At 55.1% G+C, this 25,470-nt stretch carries 26 protein-coding genes; 10 read left to right on the top strand and 16 right to left on the bottom strand.

What is annotated here, in order from left to right:
* Window positions 1–258: 258 nt before the first annotated feature.
* Window positions 259–1,821, bottom strand: coding sequence for a methyl-accepting chemotaxis protein (locus IB226_RS14930; RefSeq protein ID WP_192236149.1), 1,563 nt, complete (start codon window positions 1,819–1,821; stop codon window positions 259–261).
* A gap of 169 nt (window positions 1,822–1,990) precedes the next feature.
* On the opposite strand from IB226_RS14930, the gene IB226_RS14925 reads away from it, so the two are divergent.
* The 3 genes from IB226_RS14925 to ppa all read left to right on the top strand — a co-directional run bounded on the left by IB226_RS14925 (window position 1,991) and on the right by ppa (window position 3,555).
* Window positions 1,991–2,404, top strand: a complete 414-nt coding sequence (locus IB226_RS14925) for a lysozyme inhibitor LprI family protein (RefSeq protein WP_101762885.1) — start codon at window positions 1,991–1,993, stop codon at window positions 2,402–2,404.
* A gap of 70 nt (window positions 2,405–2,474) precedes the next feature.
* A complete protein-coding gene (locus IB226_RS14920) occupies window positions 2,475–2,924 on the top strand; it encodes a DUF441 domain-containing protein (protein WP_007892168.1) in 450 nt (149 codons plus the stop codon).
* A gap of 100 nt (window positions 2,925–3,024) precedes the next feature.
* Window positions 3,025–3,555 (top strand): inorganic diphosphatase, encoded by a 531-nt coding sequence (gene ppa, locus IB226_RS14915; protein WP_192236147.1) that lies wholly within the window; start codon window positions 3,025–3,027, stop codon window positions 3,553–3,555.
* 53 nt (window positions 3,556–3,608) lie between these two features.
* On the opposite strand, the gene IB226_RS14910 is transcribed toward ppa, so the two are convergent.
* Genes IB226_RS14910 through IB226_RS14900 form a run of 3 tightly spaced genes read right to left on the bottom strand, consistent with a single transcriptional unit; the run spans window position 3,609 to window position 9,471 of the window.
* On the bottom strand, window positions 3,609–3,962 hold the full coding sequence (locus IB226_RS14910) for a gamma-glutamylcyclotransferase (protein ID WP_101762883.1): 354 nt from the start codon (window positions 3,960–3,962) through the stop codon (window positions 3,609–3,611).
* Window positions 3,963–3,964: 2 nt separating this feature from the next.
* Window positions 3,965–7,735 (bottom strand): translocation/assembly module TamB domain-containing protein, encoded by a 3,771-nt coding sequence (locus tag IB226_RS14905; RefSeq protein ID WP_192236145.1) that lies wholly within the window; start codon window positions 7,733–7,735, stop codon window positions 3,965–3,967.
* Window positions 7,732–9,471: an autotransporter assembly complex family protein gene (locus IB226_RS14900; RefSeq protein WP_192236143.1), complete on the bottom strand. Its 1,740-nt coding sequence runs from the start codon at window positions 9,469–9,471 to the stop codon at window positions 7,732–7,734. Before IB226_RS14900 ends, IB226_RS14905 begins: the two co-directional genes overlap by 4 nt.
* Before the next feature lie 451 nt (window positions 9,472–9,922).
* Between IB226_RS14900 and IB226_RS14895 the strand changes: the two genes are divergently transcribed.
* A complete protein-coding gene (locus IB226_RS14895) occupies window positions 9,923–11,272 on the top strand; it encodes a hemolysin family protein (protein WP_101762880.1) in 1,350 nt (449 codons plus the stop codon).
* Between the two features lie 64 nt (window positions 11,273–11,336).
* On the opposite strand, the gene IB226_RS14890 is transcribed toward IB226_RS14895, so the two are convergent.
* A complete protein-coding gene (locus IB226_RS14890; RefSeq protein WP_007892150.1) occupies window positions 11,337–11,543 on the bottom strand; it encodes a DUF1107 domain-containing protein in 207 nt (68 codons plus the stop codon).
* A gap of 313 nt (window positions 11,544–11,856) precedes the next feature.
* Between IB226_RS14890 and IB226_RS14885 the strand changes: the two genes are divergently transcribed.
* A complete protein-coding gene (locus IB226_RS14885; RefSeq protein WP_192236141.1) occupies window positions 11,857–12,420 on the top strand; it encodes a YtfJ family protein in 564 nt (187 codons plus the stop codon).
* Window positions 12,421–12,456: 36 nt separating this feature from the next.
* On the opposite strand, the gene cysQ is transcribed toward IB226_RS14885, so the two are convergent.
* Window positions 12,457–13,203: a 3'(2'),5'-bisphosphate nucleotidase CysQ gene (cysQ, locus tag IB226_RS14880; protein ID WP_192236139.1), complete on the bottom strand. Its 747-nt coding sequence runs from the start codon at window positions 13,201–13,203 to the stop codon at window positions 12,457–12,459.
* A gap of 293 nt (window positions 13,204–13,496) precedes the next feature.
* Here cysQ and IB226_RS14875 point away from each other — a divergent pair, with 293 nt between their 5' ends.
* Complete coding sequence (locus IB226_RS14875) at window positions 13,497–15,443, top strand: bifunctional 2',3'-cyclic-nucleotide 2'-phosphodiesterase/3'-nucleotidase (protein ID WP_192236137.1); 1,947 nt, start codon at window positions 13,497–13,499, stop codon at window positions 15,441–15,443.
* 3 nt (window positions 15,444–15,446) lie between these two features.
* Here IB226_RS14875 and IB226_RS14870 read toward each other — a convergent pair whose 3' ends face one another.
* From IB226_RS14870 to fklB, 3 genes are all read right to left on the bottom strand, one after another.
* Complete coding sequence (locus tag IB226_RS14870; RefSeq protein WP_101762876.1) at window positions 15,447–15,752, bottom strand: type II toxin-antitoxin system RelE/ParE family toxin; 306 nt, start codon at window positions 15,750–15,752, stop codon at window positions 15,447–15,449.
* A complete protein-coding gene (locus tag IB226_RS14865; RefSeq protein WP_101762875.1) occupies window positions 15,753–16,001 on the bottom strand; it encodes a type II toxin-antitoxin system Phd/YefM family antitoxin in 249 nt (82 codons plus the stop codon).
* A 128-nt stretch (window positions 16,002–16,129) separates the two neighbouring features.
* Window positions 16,130–16,750 (bottom strand): FKBP-type peptidyl-prolyl cis-trans isomerase, encoded by a 621-nt coding sequence (gene fklB / locus IB226_RS14860; protein ID WP_008103590.1) that lies wholly within the window; start codon window positions 16,748–16,750, stop codon window positions 16,130–16,132.
* Window positions 16,751–16,966: 216 nt separating this feature from the next.
* Here fklB and IB226_RS14855 point away from each other — a divergent pair, with 216 nt between their 5' ends.
* Entirely contained in the window at window positions 16,967–17,620 is a 654-nt protein-coding gene (locus tag IB226_RS14855) for a LysM-like peptidoglycan-binding domain-containing protein (RefSeq protein ID WP_192236135.1), read from the top strand.
* A gap of 56 nt (window positions 17,621–17,676) precedes the next feature.
* Here IB226_RS14855 and rplI read toward each other — a convergent pair whose 3' ends face one another.
* Genes rplI through rpsF form a run of 4 tightly spaced genes read right to left on the bottom strand, consistent with a single transcriptional unit; the run spans window position 17,677 to window position 19,117 of the window.
* Window positions 17,677–18,126 carry a 50S ribosomal protein L9 gene (gene rplI, locus IB226_RS14850; RefSeq protein WP_008103594.1) on the bottom strand — a complete coding sequence of 150 codons (450 nt, stop codon included), beginning with the start codon at window positions 18,124–18,126 and terminating at the stop codon, window positions 17,677–17,679.
* A 39-nt stretch (window positions 18,127–18,165) separates the two neighbouring features.
* Entirely contained in the window at window positions 18,166–18,393 is a 228-nt protein-coding gene (rpsR, locus tag IB226_RS14845) for a 30S ribosomal protein S18 (RefSeq protein WP_002210155.1), read from the bottom strand.
* A 4-nt stretch (window positions 18,394–18,397) separates the two neighbouring features.
* Complete coding sequence (gene priB, locus IB226_RS14840) at window positions 18,398–18,715, bottom strand: primosomal replication protein N (protein WP_007892027.1); 318 nt, start codon at window positions 18,713–18,715, stop codon at window positions 18,398–18,400.
* Between the two features lie 6 nt (window positions 18,716–18,721).
* Window positions 18,722–19,117 (bottom strand): 30S ribosomal protein S6, encoded by a 396-nt coding sequence (gene rpsF, locus IB226_RS14835; RefSeq protein WP_101762874.1) that lies wholly within the window; start codon window positions 19,115–19,117, stop codon window positions 18,722–18,724.
* Window positions 19,118–19,503: 386 nt separating this feature from the next.
* Between rpsF and IB226_RS14830 the strand changes: the two genes are divergently transcribed.
* The gene (locus IB226_RS14830) at window positions 19,504–19,713 is read left to right on the top strand and encodes a hypothetical protein (protein ID WP_101762873.1); all 210 of its coding nucleotides are present in this window, start codon (window positions 19,504–19,506) and stop codon (window positions 19,711–19,713) included.
* A gap of 46 nt (window positions 19,714–19,759) precedes the next feature.
* On the opposite strand, the gene yjfP is transcribed toward IB226_RS14830, so the two are convergent.
* Window positions 19,760–20,509: an esterase gene (gene yjfP, locus IB226_RS14825; protein WP_110867431.1), complete on the bottom strand. Its 750-nt coding sequence runs from the start codon at window positions 20,507–20,509 to the stop codon at window positions 19,760–19,762.
* A gap of 158 nt (window positions 20,510–20,667) precedes the next feature.
* On the opposite strand from yjfP, the gene IB226_RS14820 reads away from it, so the two are divergent.
* Window positions 20,668–22,599, top strand: a complete 1,932-nt coding sequence (locus IB226_RS14820) for a methyl-accepting chemotaxis protein (RefSeq protein WP_192236133.1) — start codon at window positions 20,668–20,670, stop codon at window positions 22,597–22,599.
* 54 nt (window positions 22,600–22,653) lie between these two features.
* The gene (bsmA, locus tag IB226_RS14815) at window positions 22,654–22,980 is read left to right on the top strand and encodes a biofilm peroxide resistance protein BsmA (RefSeq protein WP_192236131.1); all 327 of its coding nucleotides are present in this window, start codon (window positions 22,654–22,656) and stop codon (window positions 22,978–22,980) included.
* Here the strand turns inward: bsmA and IB226_RS14810 are convergent.
* Together IB226_RS14810 and rlmB are read right to left on the bottom strand one after the other, a co-directional pair.
* Entirely contained in the window at window positions 22,954–24,582 is a 1,629-nt protein-coding gene (locus IB226_RS14810) for an isovaleryl-CoA dehydrogenase (RefSeq protein WP_192236129.1), read from the bottom strand. The two genes, bsmA and IB226_RS14810, sit on opposite strands and share 27 nt — an antisense overlap.
* Before the next feature lie 83 nt (window positions 24,583–24,665).
* Window positions 24,666–25,400 (bottom strand): 23S rRNA (guanosine(2251)-2'-O)-methyltransferase RlmB, encoded by a 735-nt coding sequence (rlmB, locus tag IB226_RS14805; RefSeq protein ID WP_192236127.1) that lies wholly within the window; start codon window positions 25,398–25,400, stop codon window positions 24,666–24,668.
* Window positions 25,401–25,470 lie beyond the last annotated feature (70 nt).

Below are 25,470 nucleotides of genomic sequence, written 5' to 3'. Positions count from 1 at the left end.
TTAAACCTCTGCTGTGCTATTTCTTAACGGAACGCTTACAATAAAACATTAATAACATGAAGACAACTTATGAATGCAACCATCGCAAACAACAAAAAAACCATATAAATCAATTGAATATTTAAAATGGTATTTTGAGATAGCCGCAAAATCACTAGACAGCCTTATGATATAGCCTACTAATTAAATCAATAATGCCAATGCTTTATTGATGCTTGTGCGAGATAGCAATGACGGCATTAAAGCCGTCATTGTATTTTAATTTGAAATAACGCGGAATTGCGCCATCGAATCCTGCAACTGCTGCGACTGCGCTTCCAGCGATTGGGTGGCAGCGCTGGCTTCTTCGACTAACGCGGCGTTCTGCTGCGCGGCTTCATCCATCTGCGTCACCGCCTGATTTACCTGCTCGATACCGCGACTTTGTTCTTCCGAAGCAATGGAGATCTCTTTCATCAGCGTAGTCACGCGCATCACTTCACTGGAGATCTCATCCATGGTTTCGCCAGCGCGCGTGGCCATATCGCTGCCCTCTTGCACCCGCGTCTGCGATTCTGCGATGAGCTCGCGGATCTCTTTGGCGGCGGTGGCGCTGCGACCAGCCAACGTGCGCACTTCATTAGCGACCACAGCAAAACCGCGCCCTTGTTCACCGGCACGCGCGGCTTCAACCGCAGCGTTCAGTGCCAGGATGTTGGTCTGGAAGGCAATGCCATCAATCACGCTGAGGATGTCGCCAATGCGATTGGCGCTATGGGTGATCTCCTGCATCTTCTCCATCACGTAGCCGACCACTTCGGCACCGCGATCGGCACTGTCGGAGACATTGCTGGCGAGCTGATTGGCCTCTTTGGCGTTGCTGGCATTGAGACGCACGGTGGCGGTGAGCTGTTCCATGCTGGCCGCGGTTTGCTCCAGCGAAGCGGCGGACTCTTCGGTACGCTGCGAGAGATGCACGGTGCCCGCCGCTAACTCGCGGCTTCCCACGTCAATCTGCAAGCTGGCTTCGCGCACCTGACTGACCGAACTGCTGAGCGCCAGCTGCATATTCGCCAGCGCCTGATTGAGACGGCCTAATTCACTCTTTCCGGCTGCGGGCAGCGGCTGGGATAAATCGCCGGCCGCAATTTGCTCCAGATGCAGAATCGCGCCATCGAGTGGACGCAGCAGCAGACGACGCAGCAGTTGCCAGGCAATGACGATCAGCAGTAGCGTCAACGCCATCGCCACGCCAATCATGATTTTCATCTGCCACTCATTGTGTGCAGCTTGCGCCAGACGTGTAGCTGAGACTTCATCAGCATAAACGGCAAAATCATGCACGGCTTTCGCGTAGTTGCTTGCCAGCGTTGAGAGGTTGCCTTCCAAAACCTGGTAATATTCGTCTGTATACTGCTTTTGTAACGCATCCATCATCGGCACGATGGCGCCCTTATGATAGGCAGCGAACGAAGTAGCCACAGCATCGGCGAGGATTTTACCCTGAGCCGTTACCGTTCCGGCATCAATAAAGGCTTTCAGATGACGCTGGGAACTGGTGACATCCTCCTCAGCTTGTTTGGTGACGCTGGCGCCGTCCTCCAGTAATCCGATTTCGATTTTGCGCACGGCCAATGCGGCGCTGCCACGCGCGCGCATGAGATCGGCGTTGCTTTGGTACAAACTGTTCAGTTCAATTCCCTGAATGCGGTTAATGGCATCCAGTGATTGATTGCCTGCGTTGATGGCAGAGATGCCCATCGCGCTGACTGCCAGCAGCAGCAGCGTCATAAAAGCCAAAAGCGTGAGTAATGCAGTACGAATTGATAGCTGTTTGAACATGATTATCCCCGTTTGCAAGAAAAGGCAGAAATCCGCTGGCCCTAAAACGGAAAGATTATCGGCAGTTGATCGCGGAAACTTTATCCATTGTTGATGGTCAACTGGCTGACGATCATCCAGACTTCACTTTTACTGAACTCTGCCCCCGCAAAATTTAAGGAATGAAACGATGAAAAAATGGCTCCCGATGGCGTGTTTGTTGGTCAGTGGTTTTGCGGCGGCGCAACAAAACCCTATCGATCAGCAGCTCGATCAGTGTCTGAATAAGGAATCCAGCACCGCCGGTATGTCTCAATGCTACGGCACCGCCAATAAAGCCTGGGATAAAGAGATGAACGCGCAGTACACCCAAGCGATGAAAAAATTAACCGGCGCGCCTAAAGACAAATTGCGCAGCGCCCAGCGCGCGTGGCTGACCTATCGCGACAGCTGGCTGGATGCCAGCCGCAGCTATTTTGTTAGCAGCCAGGGCACGATGGCCGCGCTGTCAGTTGGTGCGCAGGGCGTCAGTCTGGTGCGTAATCAGGCGCTGATGTTGCAATCAATTAACAAAGGCAGTTGCGCCAACCCCGACGATTGTTGATTAATGTAAGCGTTTAATACGCTTAGCGCTGGCATCGGCCAGCGCACCCATTAATCTGCAGGGAGAAACCATGGCTGCTTATGCCTCCACCATCATTCTTGTTTGCCTCGCCGTCCTCAGCTATTTCGTTCATAACAGCGCCGTTACCATCTCGATTCTGATCCTGCTGGCGATCAAGCTCACTCCGCTGTCGCAATTCTTTCCCTATGTGGAAAAACAGGGCATTCAGATTGGCATCATCATCCTCACCGTTGCGGTGATGGCGCCGCTGGCAAGCGGTACGCTGCCGGCTTCTTCACTGTTGAAATCGTTCGCTAACTGGCAATCGATTGTGGCCATTGTGGTGGGCATTTTTGTCGCCTGGCTCGGCGGACGCGGTGTGAACTTTATGAGCGTGCAGCCGTCGGTGATTGGTGGACTGTTGATTGGTACGGTGATTGGCGTGGCCTTCTTCCGTGGTGTGCCGGTTGGACCACTGATTGCGGCGGGGATCGTCTCGCTGTTTGTCACGGCGAAGTAGCGGGTTGGAGCATTCCGAAACGCCAAAAAGGGGGCATACTTTCAGAGTCAGTTGGCTATAATAGCCGTCACTCAACATATGACTAATGAAGGAAAGCCAGATGAGTTTGAACCAGGTGCCTGCAGGTAAAGAGTTGCCAGAAGATATCTACGTTGTCATTGAGATCCCGGCTAACGCCGATCCGATCAAATATGAAGTCGACAAAGAGTCTGGCGCCCTGTTTGTAGACCGTTTCATGTCTACCGCCATGTTCTATCCGTGCAACTACGGCTACATCAACCACACCCTGTCTCTGGATGGTGACCCGGTTGACGTGCTGGTGCCAACCCCTTATCCGCTGGTACCGGGCTCAGTGATCCGCTGCCGTCCCGTCGGCGTGCTGAAAATGACCGACGAGTCTGGCGAAGATGCCAAACTGGTTGCGGTGCCGCACACCAAGCTGAGCAAAGAGTACGATCACATCAAAGATGTGAACGACCTGCCAGAACTGCTGAAAGCGCAGATCACCCACTTCTTCGAGCACTACAAAGATCTGGAAAAAGGCAAATGGGTGAAGGTTGATGGCTGGGACAACGCAGAAGCGGCCAAAGCTGAAATCATCGCCTCTTACGAGCGCGCGCAGAAGAATTAAGATTCTTTTCTGCCACGCATAAAAAAACACCGTCCAATGGACGGTGTTTTTATTTATGCCTCTGTTTCGCCATCTCGCCTTAACCAGTCACCGCTCGCGATATGCGTGCGACCCGCGACTGAACGCTGATAGACATACAGCCAGGCACTGCCGTAAGGCGTCTGAATAAGCTGGCGTTTGTATTCGCCATTTTTGGTGCGCAAGGCATCAAGTTCGCCGAGCGTGCTGGCGTCAATGCGATACACCTCGCAATAAACGCTGCCTTCTCCTTCCACCACGCCCGGATAGTGACCCAGATTGTAGAGATCAAACCCCACAATCTGATGGTCGCCGAGCCACTGCGCATTCGTCATCCAATGACTGTTTCCCTGTTTGCGCCGTAAACTGCCATAGACAATTATTCGCATTGCTAAAACTCAAACTGATAGAGCAGATCCAGTGCCTGATCGAGACCCGACACGGCTTCTAAATAGAGTTTGGGCATCAGGCGATAACGCAAGGTTAAGGTCGCCAGTGAATCAAATATGCCAACACCGTATTTTACTTGTAGACCCGGCAACACGTAACCACTCACCTGCACCTGCTGGCTATCGCCTACGCCAGCGGTATCAACCGCGAGATTACTGACACCGAAGGTCTCGCCGATTTTACCCACAACCTGACCACTTTGCGCAACCCCCAATCCCACCAGCGCGGAAGTTAATGCGTTGCTGTCGCCATCGCTGTTGAGTCCCTGACCACGTAACAGGTAAGAAAGCGCTTCCTGCTGTGACATCGCCGGATCGGAGAACACTTCCACTTTCGGCTCATCCGCCAGCCCGGTTACCCGTAATCCGGCGGTGACATCGTCTTCAGTGGCCTCAGGATTACGGATCGCTTCGAGATTGACGTAAGGCTGGTCCGGCGGTCCGGCGAATTGCAACTCACCTTTACGTACCAGCAGATCCTGACCATAAGCGTGGAAGCGGCCGGATGGGATGTTGATCTGGCCATTCAAGCCGAGGCCGTTTTTATCCTGCACCAGTTTGAGATCGCCATTCAGCTTAGCTTTTAGGCCAAATGCCGAGAGCCGAACATCATTACCGACGTGGATCACCAGATTGCTGTTGATCGGAATCGCCGCCGTTTTCGGCTGAATCGGCTTGAGATTTTGATCCAGCATCACTTCATCAGAGGAGACGCCGGTGGCGCTTTCCGGCACTTCCTGCACGGTAATGCGCGCCCACGGAATATCCACTTTGCCGTCAAGGCTGAACGCGGCCGGCGTGGCTGCAAACACCAGATCCGGCGAGACATCCATGCGCACCATTGGCGGCACGGTAACGCGGATACGGCTACCTTGCGCCGCCACGCGCGCGCGCCAGTTATCCAGCTGGCTCCAGTCGGCGTTGCCGCTCAGGTTAAGATTGCCCTGCGCCGTCTGAATCATGCCGTTGAGCGTTGAGCTCATGCCGTTGAACACCATGTTAAGGTTGGCGGCGGTGAGATCGACCGGCATAAAGCTGCCGTCGACATCCACATCGCTCAGCCCCAACTGACCAAACACCTGCGGCTGCTGCAACGTGCCGCCAAGGCGCAGGTTGCTGTTCAGGTTGCCTTTAATCTTCTCGCCCTGCATCAGCGCCGGATTCAGCATCGCCAGCGAAATATTGCTGATGCCGATGTTGCCCGACAGCTGACGCCGATTCTCAGGATCGGCGATCTGCACATTGCCGCTCAGTTGGCCGTTGTTGACGATATGGATCAACCAATCAAGCTGTGCGCGACCGTTACGCAGCGCCGCATTCAGGTTCAGCGTGTCGAAGGCGATAGGCAAACTGTTGCCCTGCACGTCTTGCTCCACTTTCACGCCGCTGCCTTTCAGCGCTAAGGTGCCGGTTGGCAGCGCGCCGTCGGCGGTCCAGTTAACGCGCGCATCACCACTGAACACGCCGTTCAGTTTGGTGGCATCGGTGAGGAACGGTTTGATCATCGCCAAATCGAAGCGATTGAGCACCACATGCGCATGTCCGCTGGCACCGGCTTCAATCGGTTCCGGTACGCACAGCTGCGCGTTCGGGTTCTGCCAGCAGTGCGGCCCAATGGTGGCGGTCTGCTTGCTGTTGAGGTAATCAATCGCCATCGCCCGCGTCAGTCGCCATTCGCCTACCGGCGTGTCGAAACGCGTGTTGTTGAGATTGCCCTGCCAGCGCTGGGTTTTGCGATCAAAGCTGCCGTTCAGCGCCAGCTGACCGGCAACCGGTTCGCCCTGTACCTCGAGCTTCAGCTGATGCTGCTTTTCGTTGCCGTCAGCGTTCAGCGTTAACAGGTTCACTTTCAGCGCATCCTGCTGCAATTGTTCCACGCGCAGTTGCAGCTTACCGGCGATCTGATCGCTGGATTTCACATCGCCCTGCAACGCCACACGACGGATCTGCAGCTGCTGCCAGCGCAAACCAGTAGCCGTGAGATCGGCCAGCAGCTGCGGCGCTTGTAAGGTGCCGCGTGCTTTGATGGTGCCTTTGGCGACGCCGCCCAGGCCCGGCAGCGCGTTATCCAGCTTTGGCGCATCAATGCTGGCATCGAGATTGAGCGTGTCGCCCAGCTCGCCCTTCACGTCCAGATGGTTGCGACCCAGCGCAATGTTAAGGACGGGCACTTTCCACTGGTTGTAGCTGTTGCCGGTCAACGTACCTTTGGCGCTCACCGCGTTCTGCTTAACGTTTCCTTTCAGCTCCAGCTGCGGCACGCTGAGCTGCCAGGTTCCGCCGTACAAGCTGCCGCGCGTGGCAATTTTGCCCTCCAGCTTCGCTGGCCAATCCGGATACTGTTTGGCGGTGTTGATGCCTGAAAGCGTCAATTCGCTGCGCCAGCTGATGGCTTTGCTCCAGTCCACCAGCGCCGTCAGATCGATATTGCCCTGCAGCGCCGTCACGCGCAGCTTATCAAGATTGAACTGCTGCTCGTTGCCTTTGCCGTCCAGCGCAATGGTGGCAGGCGGCACGCCTTCGCCTTTCACCGCAGTGCGCAGCGACATCACGTAATCGGTGGCTTTGCCTTTGAACTGATAATCGAGATTATCCGCCTGATACTGCACCGCGCCGGTGAGCGGCCAGCGCAGCTGCGGGCTGGTGAGTTTTAGCGCCAGCGGCAAACCAGCGACCGCAGGCTGCGTGGTCGCATCCAGCTGCGCACGCACCGGACCGGAAAGATTCAGCCCGAGCTTCAGCTCGTCACGCATCGCGCCTGCAAGGTTCATTTTGATCTTCTCGCCCTTAATTGGGTCGAGATTGAGCGTGCCGTTCAGCGCAAAATTCACCGGCCAGTTATCGGCCAACATTGCTTCACCGCTGGCGTTCACCTGCCCTTGCGGCGAATCGACATCAAAGGTTTCCAGCTGGAGATGACGATCGGCGGTTTTGGCTTTTAACAGCAGACGCGTGATTGAGATGTCGGTATCGCCGGTGATGCGCAGCTGTTCGCCCAACAGTTCCTGCACGGTGATATCCAGCGGCAGCTGGAAGTCCGGCATCTCTGGTAATAGCGGCTTAGCGAACATCGCCTGCAGCGTTTCGCCCAGCGGCTGTTCATCCGGCTGCGGCTGCTGCACTTTTGGCTGCACCACCTGCTCATCCACCACTTTGGCCGCTTTCGGCAGCGCGATCAGCAGGCTTTGGATATGGGTTGGCGTCAGCGTCAGTGCGCGATCCTGCCACTGCAGGCCGCTGGTGAAGTCGAGCAGGGAAATTGCGGTGTCATCCACTTTTACGTTGATGTTATGCAGGCCGACTTTGCTGAGCGTGATGGGATAAGGCGCGTTGAGATTGGTGCTGCCGCCCTCCTCTTCCGGCGGCGGTGCGCTGGCCGGTGCCATTTTTTTGCTATCGACCACCACGCTGACATCCTGCAGCGCGATGTCATTGACACACACCGACGAATGCAGCAGGCAGTTGAGATTCAGCGCCAGGTGGAAACGTCCGGCATCCACACTGACGCCCGGCATTTCATACTTCACGCCGCTTAGCGTTAGATCGCGCCAGCCACCTTCCACCTGTTTGATCGACAAACCTGGCACCCAGCGATCGGCGCCTTTCAGCAGCAGATGCAAACCCGGCGTGGTGCCCACCAGAAACGCGATGCTGCCCAACAGCAGTACCAGAAAAATACCGGTGCCAATCAGGACCTTTTTCCACAGCTTCATAGTTCAGGCCCCAATCCTACATAAAATTGCAATCCATGCTCCTTGTCGTCGCCAATCGGCCGCGCGATATCAAACTTGATCGGCCCGACCGGAGAAGACCAGCGCACGCCGAAGCCTGCGCCGGTTTTCAGGTTGCTCTGCTTGATGTCGTTGACCGCTTCACCGGAATCGACAAACACCGCGCCCCACCATTTGCCGGTCACGTTGTATTGATATTCAAGTGAGCCGGTGGCCATTTTCGAGGCGCCGGTCAGCTTGCCGTTATCATCACGTGGCGATACGTCTTTGTATTTGTAGCCGCGAATACTGCGATCGCCACCGGCGAAGAAGCGCAGATCCGGCGGCACTTTGTCGAAGTCGTTGGTTTCGATCCACCCCACATTGCCGCGCGCCACAAAGCGATGCTTATCGGCGAGCGTGCGAATCCAGACGTTTTGCGCCTGCATGATGACGAAATCAACGTCCGAACCCCATGTGGTATCCGACACGTCCACCGAGTAGCGCTGCGAATCGCCCCACGTCGGCATCAGACCGCCGCGCGAACGGGTGCGGTTCAGGCTAACGCCCGGATAGAGCAGCATAGTGGTGTTGGTCACGCTGGCCTGGGTAAAGTGATCGAGGCTCCAGCGCAGGTTGATTGCCTTCTGCCAGCCGCTGCTGCTGTCCCAGTTTCGCGACATCGCCAGCGTGGTGGTATCGGCTTTGGTGTCATTGAGATCGGTACGCTTCACACCGCCGGAGAAGGTGTAATACTGCTCCAGCGGACTTTTCAGCAGCGGGACTTTGTAGCTGAGATCGAGCTGCTGCTCCGGCGCAGAAACGTAGGCGCTGGCGGCCAGGCTGTGGCCGCTGCTGTTAATCCACGGTTTTTTCCACGTGCCTTTAATGCGCGGCCCGACATCGGTGGAGTAACCGACGCCGGTTTCAATGGTGTTCTCCACGCGTGGCGATACCACCGCATTCAGCGGCAGCACTTTGCTTTGACGGCCTTTATCAAACTCAGGCGCGACCACCACCGAGTTGAACCAGCCGGTCGCCGACAAGCGGCGGTTAAGTTCGGCCAGATCGCGCGAGCTGTAGTAATCGCCCTTTTTGAACGGCACCAGATTTTGCAGATAGGCTTCGTCGATTTGCGAGCCCTGGAAACCGACATCACCGAAACGGTAGCGCGGGCCGCTATCGTAATTGATGTCCCAGAAGGCTTCGCGCCGTTCAACCGAAACGCCAAGCTGGCTTTGCTTAAAGTCACCGTCGAAGTAACCATTACGCAATGCCAGGCTGGAGAAGCCGTTTTTAAATTTGTCATAGGCGCCGTGATTCAGCTGGGTGCCGACTTTCGGCGTGCCCTGTTTGACCCAGGCTTGATAATCCTTGTCGGTGCGGGCTTCACCTTCGATCACAATGGTGCTGCCGCCGATCTTGACCGGTTCGCCGGGCTTAACGTGTGCGATCAATACCGGACGACCACCTTGCGGCGGTGCCGGGCGCGATTCAAAATCGATCTCCGGTTCGTAATAACCCAGCGCCCGCAGGCCTTCTTTGATCGCTTCCGCAACGCGCGCGCGGAAACGGCCGTCGTTCGACACCTCGTCACTGCCGATGGTGGACAAGCGTGCCCTGACGTTCTTTTGCAAATCCCCGCTAAGACCGTCCAGCTGCAAGCGCACTTTGGCTGCCTCAACGGCAGGTGCAGCAAGCAACAGGCTGGCCAAACAATAAATATGAAATCGTGGCACACGTACTCCTGTTAATAATGCCGGCCCCTATTCCGCAGGGGCGTTTATTCTCTGGAAGGGTATCACCAGCGCGCGTGTACCCATCAGCATAGCCGCTCTTTTCCCCCCACTGGCGCAAATTCAGCGACTAAGCCAAATTGTGACCTATTGTGGGTAAATGTGCTAAACGATACAACAACCAAGGCGATTCTTAATCTCGCGAATGACGTTCACTCAGATTAATCCGACCCCCTGATGCGCGCCTATAGCGGCATGATAAGCGCTGCTGCTATAATCAGCGACCAGCAGGCCTCGCCTGCACCCTTTCTGCCCCGACGTTAACCTTATCTTGTCGAAATGGCGCAGACATTTTTGGCACGGATAGCCTGTTTGACTGGCAAGTACCGGATGTACGCCCATTCCCGCGCTGCCCAGGCCAAAAATGACAAGTGATTAACCCAACGGACCTTTTATGCTCGATAGCTTACTTGTCATTCTTTTACTGATCGTCATCAGTTCATTTTTCTCCCTTTCGGAGATCTCGCTGGCCGCCGCCCGTAAGATCAAACTGAAGCTGCTGGCTGACGAAGGCAATATCAATGCCCAGCGCGTGCTGAAGATGCAGGAACAACCTGGCATGTTCTTCACCGTAGTGCAGATTGGCCTGAATGCCGTGGCGATCCTCGGCGGTATCGTCGGCGATGCGGCGTTTTCGCCCGCCTTTAATAGCTTATTCAGCCGCATCATGGCACCCGAATTGGCTGAACAGCTCAGTTTTATCTGCTCCTTCACCATCGTGACCAGCCTGTTCATTCTGTTTGCTGACCTGACGCCAAAACGCGTCGGCATGATTGCACCGGAAGCCGTAGCGCTGCGCATCATCAACCCGATGCGCTTCTGCCTGGTGGTGCTGCGTCCGCTGGTGTGGCTGTTCAACGGCCTGGCGAACGTCTTCTTCCGTCTGTTCAAACTGCCGATGGTGCGTAAAGACGACATCACCTCCGACGATATCTATGCGGTGGTGGAAGCCGGTGCGCTGGCGGGTGTGCTGCGTAAGCAGGAACATGAGCTGATTGAGAACGTGTTTGAGCTGGAATCGCGTACCGTGCCGTCATCAATGACCTCGCGCGAGAACGTGGTGTGGTTCGATTTGCACGAAGATGAAACCACGCTGAAAACCAAAATCGCCCAGCATCCGCACTCGAAATTCATCGTCTGCGATGGCGATATCGACCACATCGTCGGCTATGTCGATTCCAAAGAGCTGCTGCTGCGTGTACTCGGCAATCAAAGCCTGACGCTGAACAGCGGCGTACAGATTCGTTCAGCGCTGATTGTGCCGGATACGCTGACGCTTTCTGAAGCGTTGGAAAGCTTCAAAACCGCTGGTGAAGACTTCGCGGTGATCATGAACGAATACGCACTGGTGGTGGGCATCATTACGCTGAATGATGTGATGACCACGTTGATGGGCGATTTGGTGGGTCAAGGTCAGGAAGAGCAGATTGTCGCGCGCGATGAGAACTCATGGCTGGTCGAAGGCGGCACGCCAATTGATGACGTGATGCGCGTGCTGGATATCGATGATTTCCCGCAGTCTGGCAATTATGAAACCATCGGCGGCTTCATGATGTACATGCTGCGCAAGATTCCGAAGCGTACCGACTTTGTGAAGTTTTCCGGCTACAAGTTTGAAGTGGTGGATATTGATAGCTACCGTATCGACCAGCTGCTGGTTACGCGTATTGATGAACGCCCGCCGGTGCTGAATGTGAACAAAAATACGGTGGATGAATCTGAGTCGTCCCAGGATCGCAATTGATGGCGACAAGCCAACAACCGCACTAAAAACTGAGGGCGCCATCGGCGCCCTTTCTTATGCTTACTTAGTTGTACTCGGCTTGCAGCCGCAGCACCTGGCGATTGATTTCTGACATCACGCTGAGATGCTGTTTATCTTTGACACGCGGCAACATCACTTTGCCCTTATCAAACTCGAACGCGCCCACGTCCTTGATGTACAACCTTCCTCTAAATAGCGTTTTGACATATTTCGCAATTTGCAGCGGATTATAGCGCTGGAAGATCTTCATGCTGTTTAACTCCTAAAATGTTTAATACGCTCCGTCGTCACCAAATTTGGTACGAACCCGTGAAGCGCAAATGAGGCATAACTATAGAGCATCCTTTCTTAGCCGTGTTCCGAAAAGGTGAATTATTTACTGAATTGACACATCATTACAGAATACTCTGTTATCAGCCTCACTAAACCCAGTATAAACCTTCACTCATTATGGAATTGTGGCATAGGTTGCAAACCTGTTAACTCATTGCGACAGACGCATCATCCACGCCTAATATTGCAGGAACATGAACAACTGGTCGGATCACCAAGGAGAGTAATAAATGCGTTTGAGACACACTGTGATAGCACTGGCACTCTTGCTGCCGGGCCTGGCTGCGGCACATGCCTTCAAACTGGGTGAACGCGTGCCAGCCGTTGGCGTTAACGACAAAGGAGAGCTGTTTTATCAACAAGATGAAGATAAGTTTAGCTACAAATCCTGGAATAGCGCGCAGCTAAGCGGAAAAGTTCGCGTTATCCTGCATATTGCCGGGCGCTCTTCTGCTAAAGAGCAGAATGCGGCGTTAATTGAAGCCATCAAAGCTGCGCATCTGCCGCACGATCGTTATCAAACCACCACTATCGTCAATACCGACGATGCGATTCCGGGCACCGGCATGTTCGTGCGCAGCAGCCTTGAGAGCAACAAGCAGCAGTTTCCATGGTCGCAGTTTATCGTCGATAGCAACGGCAGCGCGCGTCAGGCCTGGCAGTTGGAGAAAGGCGGATCCGCGATTGTGGTGCTGGATAACACCGCACATGTGCGCTACGTCAAAGATGGTCCGCTGACGCAGGACGAAGTGCAGCAGGCGATGAAGTTAATTCATGAGTTGTTGCAGAAGTAAGTGGTGGTCGCCGTCAATGGCGACCCGATAAAATCTTTAAAACAGCGAAACGCGGAAACCGGGATTGAGGAACGATTCGCGTGGGGTGTAATCGAGGGTTTTGCCCTGCCAATCGTGGACATGCGCACCGGCGGCAATCGCCACCGCATGGCCTGCGCCGGTATCCCAGATGTTAGTGGGCCCGAAGCGCGGATAGAGTTGCGCGCTGCCGTCAGCTACCAGACAGAACTTCAGCGATGAACCAATCGCGGTGGTTTGATGCTCGCCGAGCTGGTGCAAATACTCCTGCAACTCGGTATCGCTCTCAAAATGCGAACGGCTAACCACCACTAACGGTGGACGCGCTTCACGCGCATGAATTTGCGTCTGCTGGCCGTTCTCTTCTTTCCAGGCTTTACCCTCAGCCGCCGAGTACATCACGCCCAGCACGGGCGCATACACCACGCCCAATACCGGTTTGCCATTTTCGATCAGCGCAATGTTGACCGTAAACTCGCCGTTGCGCTTGATGAACTCTTTGGTGCCATCGAGCGGATCGACCAGCCAGTATTTCTGCCAGTGCTGACGCACGTCCCAGCTCGGGGGATCCTCTTCAGATAGCACCGGCACCCCCGGCGAAAGCGCCGTCAGACCTTGCACAATCACGCGATGCGCCGCGAGATCGGCCGCGGTAACGGGAGAATCATCCGACTTACGGGTCACGTCAACCGGCTCTGCGCCGTTATATACCTGCATAATGGCATCGCCCGCATCACGCGCCAGCTGACAAATTTTATCTAACATTCTTTACCTCTTTTCCGCTGATTCTGCCTGTCAGACACCAACTGCCAATCTGTCCTTATTTTAGCAGTTGTCATTCAACAGCCTGCGACTGTGCTGTCTGCTACGGCAATCTATTTGAATATCAATACCATAGTTCATCATCGGCGGCTATGGCGGGATGCTGAATGCGCTTTTAGCGCGGCCCGGCGGGAGATATTGGATGAAAGTCCGAGCTTCATCACAAATTGAAATGATAATTCGTCATGGTTTTACATTATTTTGAGAGGCCCATTGGACCGAACAAGGAGCAAGCGATGTTCAAAGCGAGCATGTCGTTATTGGCACTCTGTATAACTGCCGCCACGGTACAGGCTGCTACGGTGGATCTGCGCATTCTGGAAACCACCGATCTGCACAGCAATATGATGGATTTCGATTATTACAAAGATACGCCGACGGAGAAATTTGGCCTGGTACGCACCGCCACCTTAATTCAGCAGGCCCGCGCGCAAGCGAAGAACAGCGTGCTGGTCGATAACGGCGATATCATTCAGGGCAGTCCGCTGGGCGATTATATGGCGGCGAAAGGGCTAAAACCGGGCGAAGTTCATCCGGTATATAAAGCGATGAATACGCTGGATTACGCCGTCGGAAACCTCGGTAATCATGAGTTCAATTACGGTTTACCTTATCTGCAAAAAGCGCTGGCCGGCGCGCGTTTCCCTTACGTCAACGCCAACATTATCGATGAAAAGAGCGGAAAACCGCTGTTTACGCCCTACTTAATCAAGGAAACCACCGTTACAGACCGTGACGGTAAGCCGCATACGCTGAAAATTGGTTACATCGGCTTCGTTCCCCCGCAGATTATGGTTTGGGATCGCAACAATCTGCAGGGAAAAGTGCGGGTTGATGACATCACTGAAACAGCGAAGCGCTATGTGCCGGAAATGCGCGCAAAAGGTGCTGAAATAATCATCGCTATTCCGCACTCCGGTTTGAGCAGTGAACCCTATCATGCCATGGCCGAAAATTCGGTCTATTACCTCAGCCAGGTTGCTGGCATCAACGCCATCATGTTCGGTCACGCTCACGCGGTCTTCCCGAGCAAAGAGTTTGCGGCAATTAAAGGCGCTGATATCGCCCAGGGCACACTTAACGGTATTCCGGCGGTGATGCCCGGTATGTGGGGCGATCATCTGGGTGTGGTCGATCTGGTGCTGAATAACGAGGGCGGCAAATGGCAGGTTGCGCAGGGCAAAGCCGAGGCACGTCCAATTTATGACAGCGCGGCGAAAAAATCGCTGGCTGCCGAAGATGCCGATCTGGTGAAAGTGCTGGAGCAGGATCACCGCGCCACGCGCGATTTTGTTGCCAAACCGATCGGTAAATCCGCCGACGTGATGTACAGCTACTTGTCGCTGGTGCAGGACGATCCCACGGTGCAGATCGTTAACAACGCGCAGCGCGCTTACGTCGAGCACTTTATTCAGGGCGATCCTGATCTTGGCCGCTTGCCGGTGCTCTCCGCCGCCGCGCCGTTTAAAGCTGGCGGCCGCAAAAACGATCCCGCCAGCTATGTCGAAGTGGAGAAAGGTAACCTCACTTTCCGTAACGCCGCCGATCTCTATCTCTACCCCAATACGCTGGTGGTGATGAAAGTCAGCGGTGCACAGGTGAAAGAGTGGCTGGAGTGTTCAGCCGCGCAGTTTAATCAAATCGATCCGCACAGTAGCAAACCGCAAGCGCTGATTAACTGGGATTTCCGTACCTATAACTTCGATGTGATCGATGGCGTGCAGTATCAAATCGATGTCACGCAGCCGGCGCGCTATGACACAGAGTGCTCGCTGATCAACAAGGGGGCTTCGCGCATTAAGGATCTTAGCTGGCAAGGCAAACCTATTGATCCTCAGGCCAGTTTCCTGGTCGCCACCAATAACTATCGCGCTTATGGCGGCAAGTTTGCCGGCACCGGCGATAAGTATGTTGCCTTCGCGTCGCCGGATGAGAACCGCTCGGTGGTTGCCGCTTATATCAGCAGCGAAACCAAAGCGCATGGCGAAGTGAAACCGCAGGCCGATCACAACTGGCGTTTAGCGCCGATTAACAGCAACACGCTGCTGGATATCCGTTTTGAGACCGCGCCCGGCGCGAAAGCAACGAAGTTTATCGAGCGGCACGCCGATTACCCGATGAAAGCGGTGGGCAGCGATGAGATAGGTTTTGCGTTGTGGCAGATGGATTTGCAGAAGAAATAGTTGTTATAAGCGGGTTGCCAGATGCGTAGCTGGCACCCTGCTCTGATGTAATACCGCCAAAATAATAATGCCTTTCTGGCCTGGCTGGTAATAAACCATGTGGCTAACATAGGGAAAGCTGAGCACACCTTCTGCAACATCCAGCGCTCTGCTTTTTCCCAATGCCGGCATTTCTGCCAGCGTGCGTAACGTCTCCTGCAAACGCCTTAAATAGATTTTTGATTGCGCATCACCCCAGTTCTGCATAGTGAACCGGCGAATATCGACAAGATCCTGTCGCGCTTCATCCGTAAGCTGATAATTAGCCATTTAATCCAGCAGTTGGTCGAAAAAGGTTTCACCATCGGTCAGTTGTCCGTTGGCAATATCATTTCTGGCTCGGGCAATTTTTTCCTGCAAAAATTGCTGCTTCATGGCCTCTATCGCCTGATACTCCTCAGCGGAGATGACCACTGCTACCGGCTTTCCATTACGGCTAATCTGGACCGGCTCACGCTGCGCTTTCAGCAGCATATCGCCAAATTGGGTTTTGGCTTCGTTGGCGGAAAGTGAATGCATACCGCACCTTTCGTGTGAATCGTTCGATTCGCACATTATATACGCTGATTAATTTAAAACCAGCTTGTTCTACAGATATAAAAAAACCGGCACGATCGTGTGCCGGTTTTGAGAATCAACTTGGCGACTTACAGAATTTCCAGCAGTTCAACTTCGAAGATCAGGGTGCTGAATGGCGGGATGGAGGCGCCAGCACCGCGTTCGCCGTAAGCGAGGTTGTGTGGAATCGCCAGTTCCCACTTCGAACCGACCGGCATCAGCGTCAGCGCTTCGATCCAACCGGCGATTACGCCGCTAACCGGGAATTCTGCGGGTTCGCCACGCGCGACTGAGCTGTCGAATACCGTGCCATCGATCAGTTTGCCGGTGTAATGCACGCGCACACGATCCTGACGTGAAGGAATTGGACCTTCGCCCTGCGTGATGACGCTGAACTGCAGACCGGTTTCGGTGCTGCTTACGCCTTCGCGTTGTGCGTTCTGCTCAAGGAAAGTCTGACCTTCAGCCGCCATCGCTTCTACACGCTCACGACGCACGCCTTCAGCGCGCTCGTGCACTTCACGCAGTGCGCGATGTACCACGTCAACCGGGACGGCCGGTGAGTTCCCTTCCAGCGCGTCGCGCAGGCCGGCGAGCAGTGCTTCTGGCTGCAGACCCTGCAGTCCAGACTCTTGCAGCTGCTGGCCTACCTGTAAACCGATACCGTAACTTGCTTGTGATTCGACGCTGTCGAATGAAGGGGTCGTCATCTTGATTCCTTAATCCCGGAGAAAAATAGAACCGGCAGCATACCAGCGCGGGCGGCTGGCGTAAAATCTCACGCGCCGCAGATGACATTTCCCGGCGAAACGGAAACAATACAGCGGTCAAATTTTTCAATGCTGCCAGGCACTTCCTGTCAGCATTGCTCATACTATAGCTGTGGCGAGGTTTTCACCCGCCACCGTCGGAACAAGAGAGAATACATGGGCCAGATCGCCCCACGACGTCGCAGGACGCGCGCACCGCGTACTTTATTACCTTGGTTGCAACGTTGGCTGCCACGCATTCCGCGCAAGGCCGCCAGCGAGGAGGATTCACGAATGGCTTCCGATCACCCTTCCCGCGTTCCCGCCGCACTACAGCGCGTCTGGCATTTGCTGGATGATGTGCGCTGGATGGATCCGCTACCCGCTTTTCATCGTCGCGGCATCGTCATTGCCCTGCTGGTGCTGCTGCTGGCGTTTCTCTGGCCGAGCAGCACGCCGCAATATCCGGTTGAGCGTCCGGCGGACACTGGCGCTAAAGAAGTGCCGATGCAGGCGGAAATTTACGATAATAATCAACAGCAGAACACGCCGGCGAAAACCGATTCGCAGGGCGAGTGGCGCACCTATAATGTGGCATCAGGCCAGACGCTGGCGCAGCTGTTCCGCGACAATAATTTACCGGTGAACGATGTGTTTGCCATGGCGCGAGTCGAAGGTGATGGGCAGCCGCTGAGTGCGTTACAGAATGGTCAGCAGGTGAAGATTCGTCAGAACGCGCAAGGCATGGTGACCGGTTTAACGGTGGATGGCAGCAACGGTCCGGTGCTGTTTACGCGCCAGCCAGATGGCAGCTTTATCCGCGCTCAGTAAAACGCAGAAACAAAAACGCCGGCACATGGCCGGCGTTTTCGCATTACTGAGTGAACTTACTCAGCAACTACATTCACAACCAGTTTAGCGAAGACTTCGCTATGGATCTGGAAGTCAACTTCGTGCTCACCGGTGGTGCGCAGTACGCCTTCTGGAAGACGAACTTCGCTTTTAGCCACTTCAACGCCAGCTGCAGTTACTGCATCAGCGATGTCACGGGTACCGATGGAACCGAACAGCTTACCAGCGTCGCCTGATTTAGACGCGATGGTTACGTTGCCCAGTGCGTTGATTTTCTCTGCACGTGCGTTAGCAGCAGCCAGAACGTCAGCCAGTTTGGCTTCCAGTTCAGCGCGACGTGTTTCGAAGAACTCAACGTTTTTCTTGGTAGCAGGAACAGCTTTACCCTGTGGAACCAGGAAGTTACGAGCGTAGCCCGCTTTAACGTTAACCTGATCACCCAGGCTGCCCAGGTTTGCTACTTTATCAAGCAGAATAACTTGCATTACCTTATCCTCTTAAAGTCGTTAATGGACAACTACCGATTACTGATGACGATCAGTGTACGGAAGCAGGGACAGGTAGCGAGCGCGCTTGATGCAACGAGCGAGCTGGCGCTGGTATTTTGCACGAGTACCGGTAATACGGCTCGGGACAATTTTACCGCTTTCGGTAATGTAGTTTTTCAGTGTAGCGATATCTTTGTAATCAATCTCTACAACGCCTTCCGCGGTGAAACGGCAGAACTTGCGACGACGGAAATAACGTGCCATTTGGCTAGTCTCCAGAATCTATCAAATCAATCTGCTCGGCATGTAACACCATTCTGCTCTGACCATTGCGTGCCTGATGGCAGCTAATAAAGCCTTCGAGAGTGAGTTGCGTGCCGACCGTTATATGTTGAGTAATCACCTGATGGGTGCTGCCGCTGATAATCACCGGCATTTGACACCAGGCTTGCCGGTGGAAACCGGCTTCCTCTTGCACAGAACGATGCTCAAGCACGAACTGGCAATGAGGAATCCCTGACGGACTGACTTTTCGAACCGGCGTCTTGCACACAGTGCCAGACAGGCGCAGCCGATTTGCCGTCATGTCGGATTACTCTTCAGAATCCCCAGCATCTGAGTCATCAGCCGATTCGTTAGCAAAGTCTTCGCGGCGATCACGACGCTCGTCTTTAGCTTTAACCATCGGAGATGCTTCAGTTACCGCGTGCTTAACGCGCATAACCATGCTGCGGATAACGGCGTCGTTGAAGCGGAAGTTAGTTTCCAGCTCGTCAATCACTTCCTGCGGCGCTTCTACGTTCATCAGAACATAGTGAGCTTTGTGCAGTTTGTTGATTGGGTAAGCCAGCTGACGGCGGCCCCAGTCTTCCAGACGGTGAATCGTGCCCTGTGCACCGGTGATAGCACCAGTGTAACGCTCGATCATACCTGGAACCTGTTCGCTCTGGTCAGGGTGGACCATAAATACGATTTCGTAATGACGCATCGATAGCTCCTTACGGATTATTCAGCCTCCTGTCAGGGTCAGCTGCGGCCCACGGAAGCAAGGAACGTTATAGGTTGCGAATCATTTAAAAAATGAAACACACCTCTGAATGCAGCTGAAAAATTGACGCGTAATCATACTGGCGTCCTTGCGGAAACTCAAGCGCACAATTCATCAACTGGCGACTATCGTGCCAGCTGATGCGGCTTTTTGTGCTAAGTGAGATGCATCAGTGAGTTAGATAGCGTTTTATCAAATTCTCTGAAGAAGGCGTTCATAGGGACGATCTGGCGGCAAATTGGTTAAGAACTACACTGTTTACAGGCGCAACGAATTACGCTTTTCGCCGCGTCTGAGAGTGCAATCCCTGGAGTGAGGAGTCGATAATGAAAACGATCATTTTCGCCACTTTACTGGGTCTCTTCCTGTCTACACCCGCTCTTGCCAGCTCCGCTGACTTCGCGCAGCAGATGAGAAGTCACAGCAGCAACGCGGCATCAGGCTATGTCTACGTCAATCGGCTGGATGCGCCTGCAAGCAGTAACCCAGTCAGTGCCAATACCAGCGCCGCCGAACGGTTGTCATCACAACTTTAGTCCGGCAACCTAAACGGGCTGGCGCCAATCACGCCAACCCGCATTTTTATAAATGATGTTTAAAGAAACTGACCAGCGCCGTCAGGGCCGCAGGCGTGATTTTATGGCCGATGTTTTTTTCAGATAGCGTGGTCACATGGTGATCGAGTTCTGCCTCGCCTAAGGCTTTCTGCAAACGCGCCGTTTCAGCAAAGGGCACCACTTCATCCGCTTCGCCGTGCCACAACAGCAAAGGTCGATTCGCCAGTTTCTCCAGCTGTTCGCTGGGATCATAAGGCGCCAGGGGTGCTAAACGCGCGGCAAAAGCCTCTTTCTGCTCTGGCGTGCGCGCCACCAGCGGCGGAAACAGCGTATGACTCAGCTGCATGAAATAGCCGGAACCCATCAAACACGCCACGCTGTGAATCTGTGGATAGCGTGCCATCGCGCCCAGCGCGGTCATGCCGCCCATCGAGGCGCCCGCCACGGCAAAACGTTCATCCGCAATCCAGTCGTTATCGCGCAGCGCCTTTTCCAGCAACGGCACTTCATCGATGTTCTGTTTAAGGATCTCCCAGAAGTGGGTCATCCGCGCGTCGGTATCGCCGTTGTAACGTGCGCCGTGCATGTCCGCATCGGGCATGATCACGCGGAAACCAGCCTGCGCCAGCGCCACGGCAAAGTAGCTGTAAACCTCTTTCGATGAGGTAAAACCGTGATAGAACAACACCGTCGGCAAGCGCGCCTGGCGCTGCCCGGCCGGTGATGCGTGGATACATTCAATGCCTGCCAGATTCTCCGTTGCCAACTCGATCATACCGTCTCCATTGAGAATGATTATCACTGGACTCAGTGTAAGTGCTGCCTGACAAAATGCGAGCCACTTCACATTAAGTTTGAATAATTTCTGCCCTAAACATTTAGCCCACTTTGCCGTTGATCTTGTACCCCTTCAATAATCTCAAAAGGTACTTTATGAAGCGTCTTTCTCTCAGCGCCATGGGTCTCGGAATCAAGCTGTCTGTATTGACGTCTTTGAGCGTGGCAATTGTGCTATTTACGCTGACCTTGACCCTGAGCCATAACGCGGCACGTCAGCTGGAGCAGCTGGCAACCGATGATATGCAGAATCAGGTGCAAGGCATTAATGAAATGGCCACCATGTTCAACGCCACGCTGTCGGAAGAGGTGGCAAATTACACCAAACTGTTCCAAAGCTTCCTGCCAAAACGTTTTAGTCGTGACGACAGCGAACGTGTGCAGGTAGGTGAATTCAGCACGCCAACGCTGCGAGCGGGATTGAAAACCCTCAACCTCGATCAGATCGCGGTAGATGATTTTCTCGATCGTACTGGTGCGGTATCCACCATCTTCGTGCGTGACGGCGAAGATTACATCCGCATCGCCACCTCGCTGAAAAAAGAGGATGGCAGCCGCGCGGTGGGCACCAAACTGGATCGCAGCAGCGCCGCCTGGCGCAGCGTCAATCAGGGCACGGTCTATCGCGGACTGGCGACGCTGTTCGGCCATCGTTACATCACGCAGTATCAGCCGGTGCAGGATAGTAGCGGCGCGGTGATCGCTATTCTGTTCGTCGGGGTACAGATCGACGCGCAGTACGCGCTGATGCGTGACAAAGTGCTGGCGCGCCATCTTGGTGACAGCGGCACCTTCTCGGTGTTGAATGGGACGCCGGGCAGCAGCCAGGGCCAATATCTGTTTGATCGTCACGCTGAAGGCAAACTGCCGCGCTGGGATAACGCCACGCAGCAGCAAATGCTTAGCCAGCCGAAGGGATTGGTGACGGTTGAGCTGGATGGCGAAACCAAACTGCTGGCGTGGCAGCAGCTGCCGGGCTGGAACTGGATCATCGCCGGTGAAGTGAGCCGTGCCAGCCTGCTGGCGCCAATCACGCACAGCCGTAACCTGTTTATGGCGATTGGCCTGGCGCTGGTGATCGCGTTTGCCATTGGCTTTATGTGGTACAGCCGCCGCGCCATCACGCGTCCGCTGCAGCAGGTGATCCATCTGGCAGAACAGTACGCCGCTGGTAATCTGCAGGCACATCTCGACTCTTCACGTCGTGATGAGATTGGTCAGCTGGTCAGCGCGATCAACGGCATTGGCGATGGACTGGAGAAAGTCGTCAGTCAGGTACGTTCGGCGGCGCGGGAAATCAGCAGCGGCACCGATACCATCGCCGCCAGCAGCTCCAGCATCAGCGAGCAGATTGGCCGTCAGGCCAGCAGCGTGGAGGAAACCTCGGCCAGCATGGAGCAGTTTGGCGCCACCGTGGCACAAACCGCTGCCAACGTGCGGCAGGCGATGGCGCTGGTCGGTGAAGCGGCTAATACCGTGAATCACGGCGGCAGCACCGTGGCACGTTCGGTGGAAACCATGTCGGAGATTCGCGTGGCGTCGCAGAGCATCGCCGATATCACCCATGTGATTGAGTCGATCGCCTTCCAGACCAACATTCTGGCGCTTAATGCCGCGGTTGAAGCCGCTCGCGCCGGTGAACACGGTAAAGGCTTTGCGGTGGTCGCGGCGGAAGTGCGCGCGCTGGCACAGCGAAGTGCTACGGCAGCCAAAGAGATTGATGGGTTGATTGCCAGCTCCATCGATAAAGTGGCGGCCGGCCATACGTTATCCGAGCAGACACGCGATGCGATGAGCCATATCGTCAATCACATCGAACAGGTTAAAACGCTGATGGGTGAGATCAATATTGCCGCGCAGGAACAGGCGGCGGGCATTGGTCAGGTGAATCTGGCGATGAATCACATCAGCCAGGCCACGCATCAAAGCAGCGATATGATTAACCAGTCAGAAACCACCGCCAATCATCTGAGTAAGAAAGGGCATCATCTGACGCAGCTGGTGAGCATTTTTCATCTGAAGGACTAAAAGCCACAGGAAGATGGCTTACACTTGAGCCATCTTCCTGCTTCAGGAGTTGCTATGCGTACTCTCTATTTGGCCTTAACGCTGCTGCTCAGCGGCTGCGCCGCTTTCACCACCACGCCACAAGCTCCGCCGCCGCCCACGCAGCACGCGCAGGAGATTTCACGCGCGCAGAGTATTGGCCTGCCGAAGCTCGGCACTATCACCACCACCACACGCGGCTCGCCGGATGATGCGCAGCGCGCTATTGCCGCGAAAGCCAACCAGGCGGGCGCGGTTTACTATCAAATTCTGATGCTGGATGAAACCACCCTTCCCAGCTTCTGGTACGCCACTGCCATTCTGTATGGCGCGCCGTCAACCGGCGCTGCAGCGCAACAGTAAGCGCGAGCAGAGATCGTCGCTTAATGCCCGTGTGCCGCGCAGATCAAGCTGCTGCTGACACCAGCCATCGGCCAGCGGCGGCTCTGCCACTTTCAGCAGAATCGCGGCACTTGCCAGCTGCAGTAACTCGCGCGTGATTTCTCGCGCCTGCCCTTCACGCGGGTTGGCGAGCTGCAAGCGTAATTGCCGCCAGCGGCGATCAAAGTGACGATTACTACCCTTCACCGCCTCAAACTCATCGTGCAGCATGGTCATCACCTCGGCGTGACGACCGAGCACCCGCAGGACATCCAGGCACATCACATTGCCGGCGCCTTCCCAGATACTATTCACTGGCATCTCACGATAAAGACGCGGCAGCTCGCTCTCTTCGCAATAGCCAATGCCGCCCAACACTTCCATCGCTTCTGCCACAAAAGGCATGCCCGCCTGGCAGATCACAAATTTGGCGGCGGGTGTGAACAGACGTGCGTATAAGCGCTCATGTTCGCTGACCGGTGTTGACCAGGCGCGCGCCAGCCGCAGCAGCAGTGCGGTTTGCCCTTCCAGCTGTAGTGCCTGTTGCGCCAGCACCGCGCGCATCAACGGTTGATCGATAAGGTTCTTGCCCATCACCTGACGCTGCTGCGCATGATGCACGGCAATCGACAGCGCACGGCGCATCTGTCCGTGACTGCCCAGCGCGCAGTCGAAGCGCGTCATGCCGCCCATTTTGAGGATCAGCCGTACACCTTCGCCCTCTTCGCCCATCAGCCAGCCGATAGCATCCTGAAATTCCACTTCAGCGCTGGCGTTGGAGCGATTGCCGAGCTTGTCTTTAAGGCGTTCGATGCGAATGGCGTTGCGCGTGCCGTCCGGCAGCAAGCGTGGCAGGAAGAAGCAACTCAATCCCTGTGACGTTTGCGCCAGAATCAGATGCGCATCGCTTTGCGGGACCGAGAAAAACCATTTATGGCCGGTGATGCGATACGCTTCGCCCGGCCCGCGCACGCCGAGCGGTTCGGCGCGTGTGGTGTTGCTCAACACATCGGTGCCGCCCTGTTTTTCCGTCATGCCCATGCCAATCAACAGACCGCGTTTCTTGTTGCCAGGCAGATGATGCGCATCGTAACGATCGCTGAGCAGCGCTTCGCGCCAGTCAGCGTAGGGTTCAGGCAGATGATTCTGCAGCAGCGGAATGGCGGCGTGCGTCATCGTCACCGGACAGAGCGAGCCGGCTTCCACTTGGGCATGCAGGATGAATCGTGCGGCACGCGCCACCATCGCCTGTGGCTGAACGTCGGGCTGCCAGCTGAGATTGTGAAGCCGACTGGCGCATAATCCCTGCATCAGCAGATGCCAGGCGGGATGAAAACGCACTTCGTCAAGGCGTTCGCCGCGCGCGTTGTAGCGCAACAGTTCCGGCGCTTCGACGTTAGCTAAGCGGCCTAGTTCAAGGGATTCGGCGCTGCCGAGTTGCAAGCCGACGGAAGCCAGCCATTCGCGATCCCAGCTGGCACCTTCGCGTGCAACGGCCTCGCACAGGGCGATATCACGCGAGAATAGGTTGCTGTTGCTGAGCGGTTGGGGCTGATTGAATACGGTGTGAGTGGTCCAAATCATATAACGTCCTCCTCATACTCATTTTTCAAGTATGAAGAGGATGTGCAGTTATGCCTGGCCTGGAAAATTTTTTGCGGTGGGGATCACGCCTGACGCTGACGAACGGCTTCGAACAAGCATACGCCGGTGGCAACTGACACGTTGAGTGACGAGACGCTGCCTGCCATTGGGATGCTGATCAGCTCATCGCAATGCTCACGCGTTAAACGACGCATGCCTTCACCTTCCGCGCCCATTACCAGCGCCATTGGGCCGGTCATTTTGCTTTGATAAACGGTGTGATCGGCTTCGCCTGCGGTGCCCACCACCCAGACGTGGTATTCCTGCAGCAAGCGCAAGGTGCGCGCCAGGTTGGTGACGCGAATCAACGGCACGTTTTCCGCTGCGCCGCTGGCCACTTTCTTCGCGGTGGCATTCAACGGTGCTGCACGGTCTTTTGGCACGATGACCGCATGCACGCCCGCGGCATCCGCGCTACGCAGGCAAGCACCGAGGTTATGCGGATCGGTAACACCATCCAGCACCAGCAGGAACGGCTTCTCAAGGCTCTGCAGCAGATCCGGTAAATCACCCTCCTGATACTGCTTGCCTGGCTTCACGCGCGCCAAGATGCCCTGATGCACGCCGCCTTCAACCTGGCTATCGAGCCATTGACGGTTCGCCACCTGCACCGGGATTCCCTGAGCTTCCAGTGCGAGGATCAGCGGCTGCAGGCGACGATCGTCGCGGCCTTTAAGGATAAAGACTTCCTGAAAACGCTGAGGATCACGCTCCAGCAGCGCCTGCACGCTATGAATACCAAAAATTATTTCACTCATTACTTTGCTCAAGGTTGGATTTAGATCGTTGAATTCGGAGATTCAGGTGCGCAGGAACGCGCACCCTACA

The sequence above is a fragment of the Pantoea sp. PNT03 genome, from assembly GCF_014852515.1.
Lineage (GTDB): Bacteria > Pseudomonadota > Gammaproteobacteria > Enterobacterales > Enterobacteriaceae > Pantoea > Pantoea leporis.
This window is presented reverse-complemented; position numbering and strand designations above follow the sequence as displayed.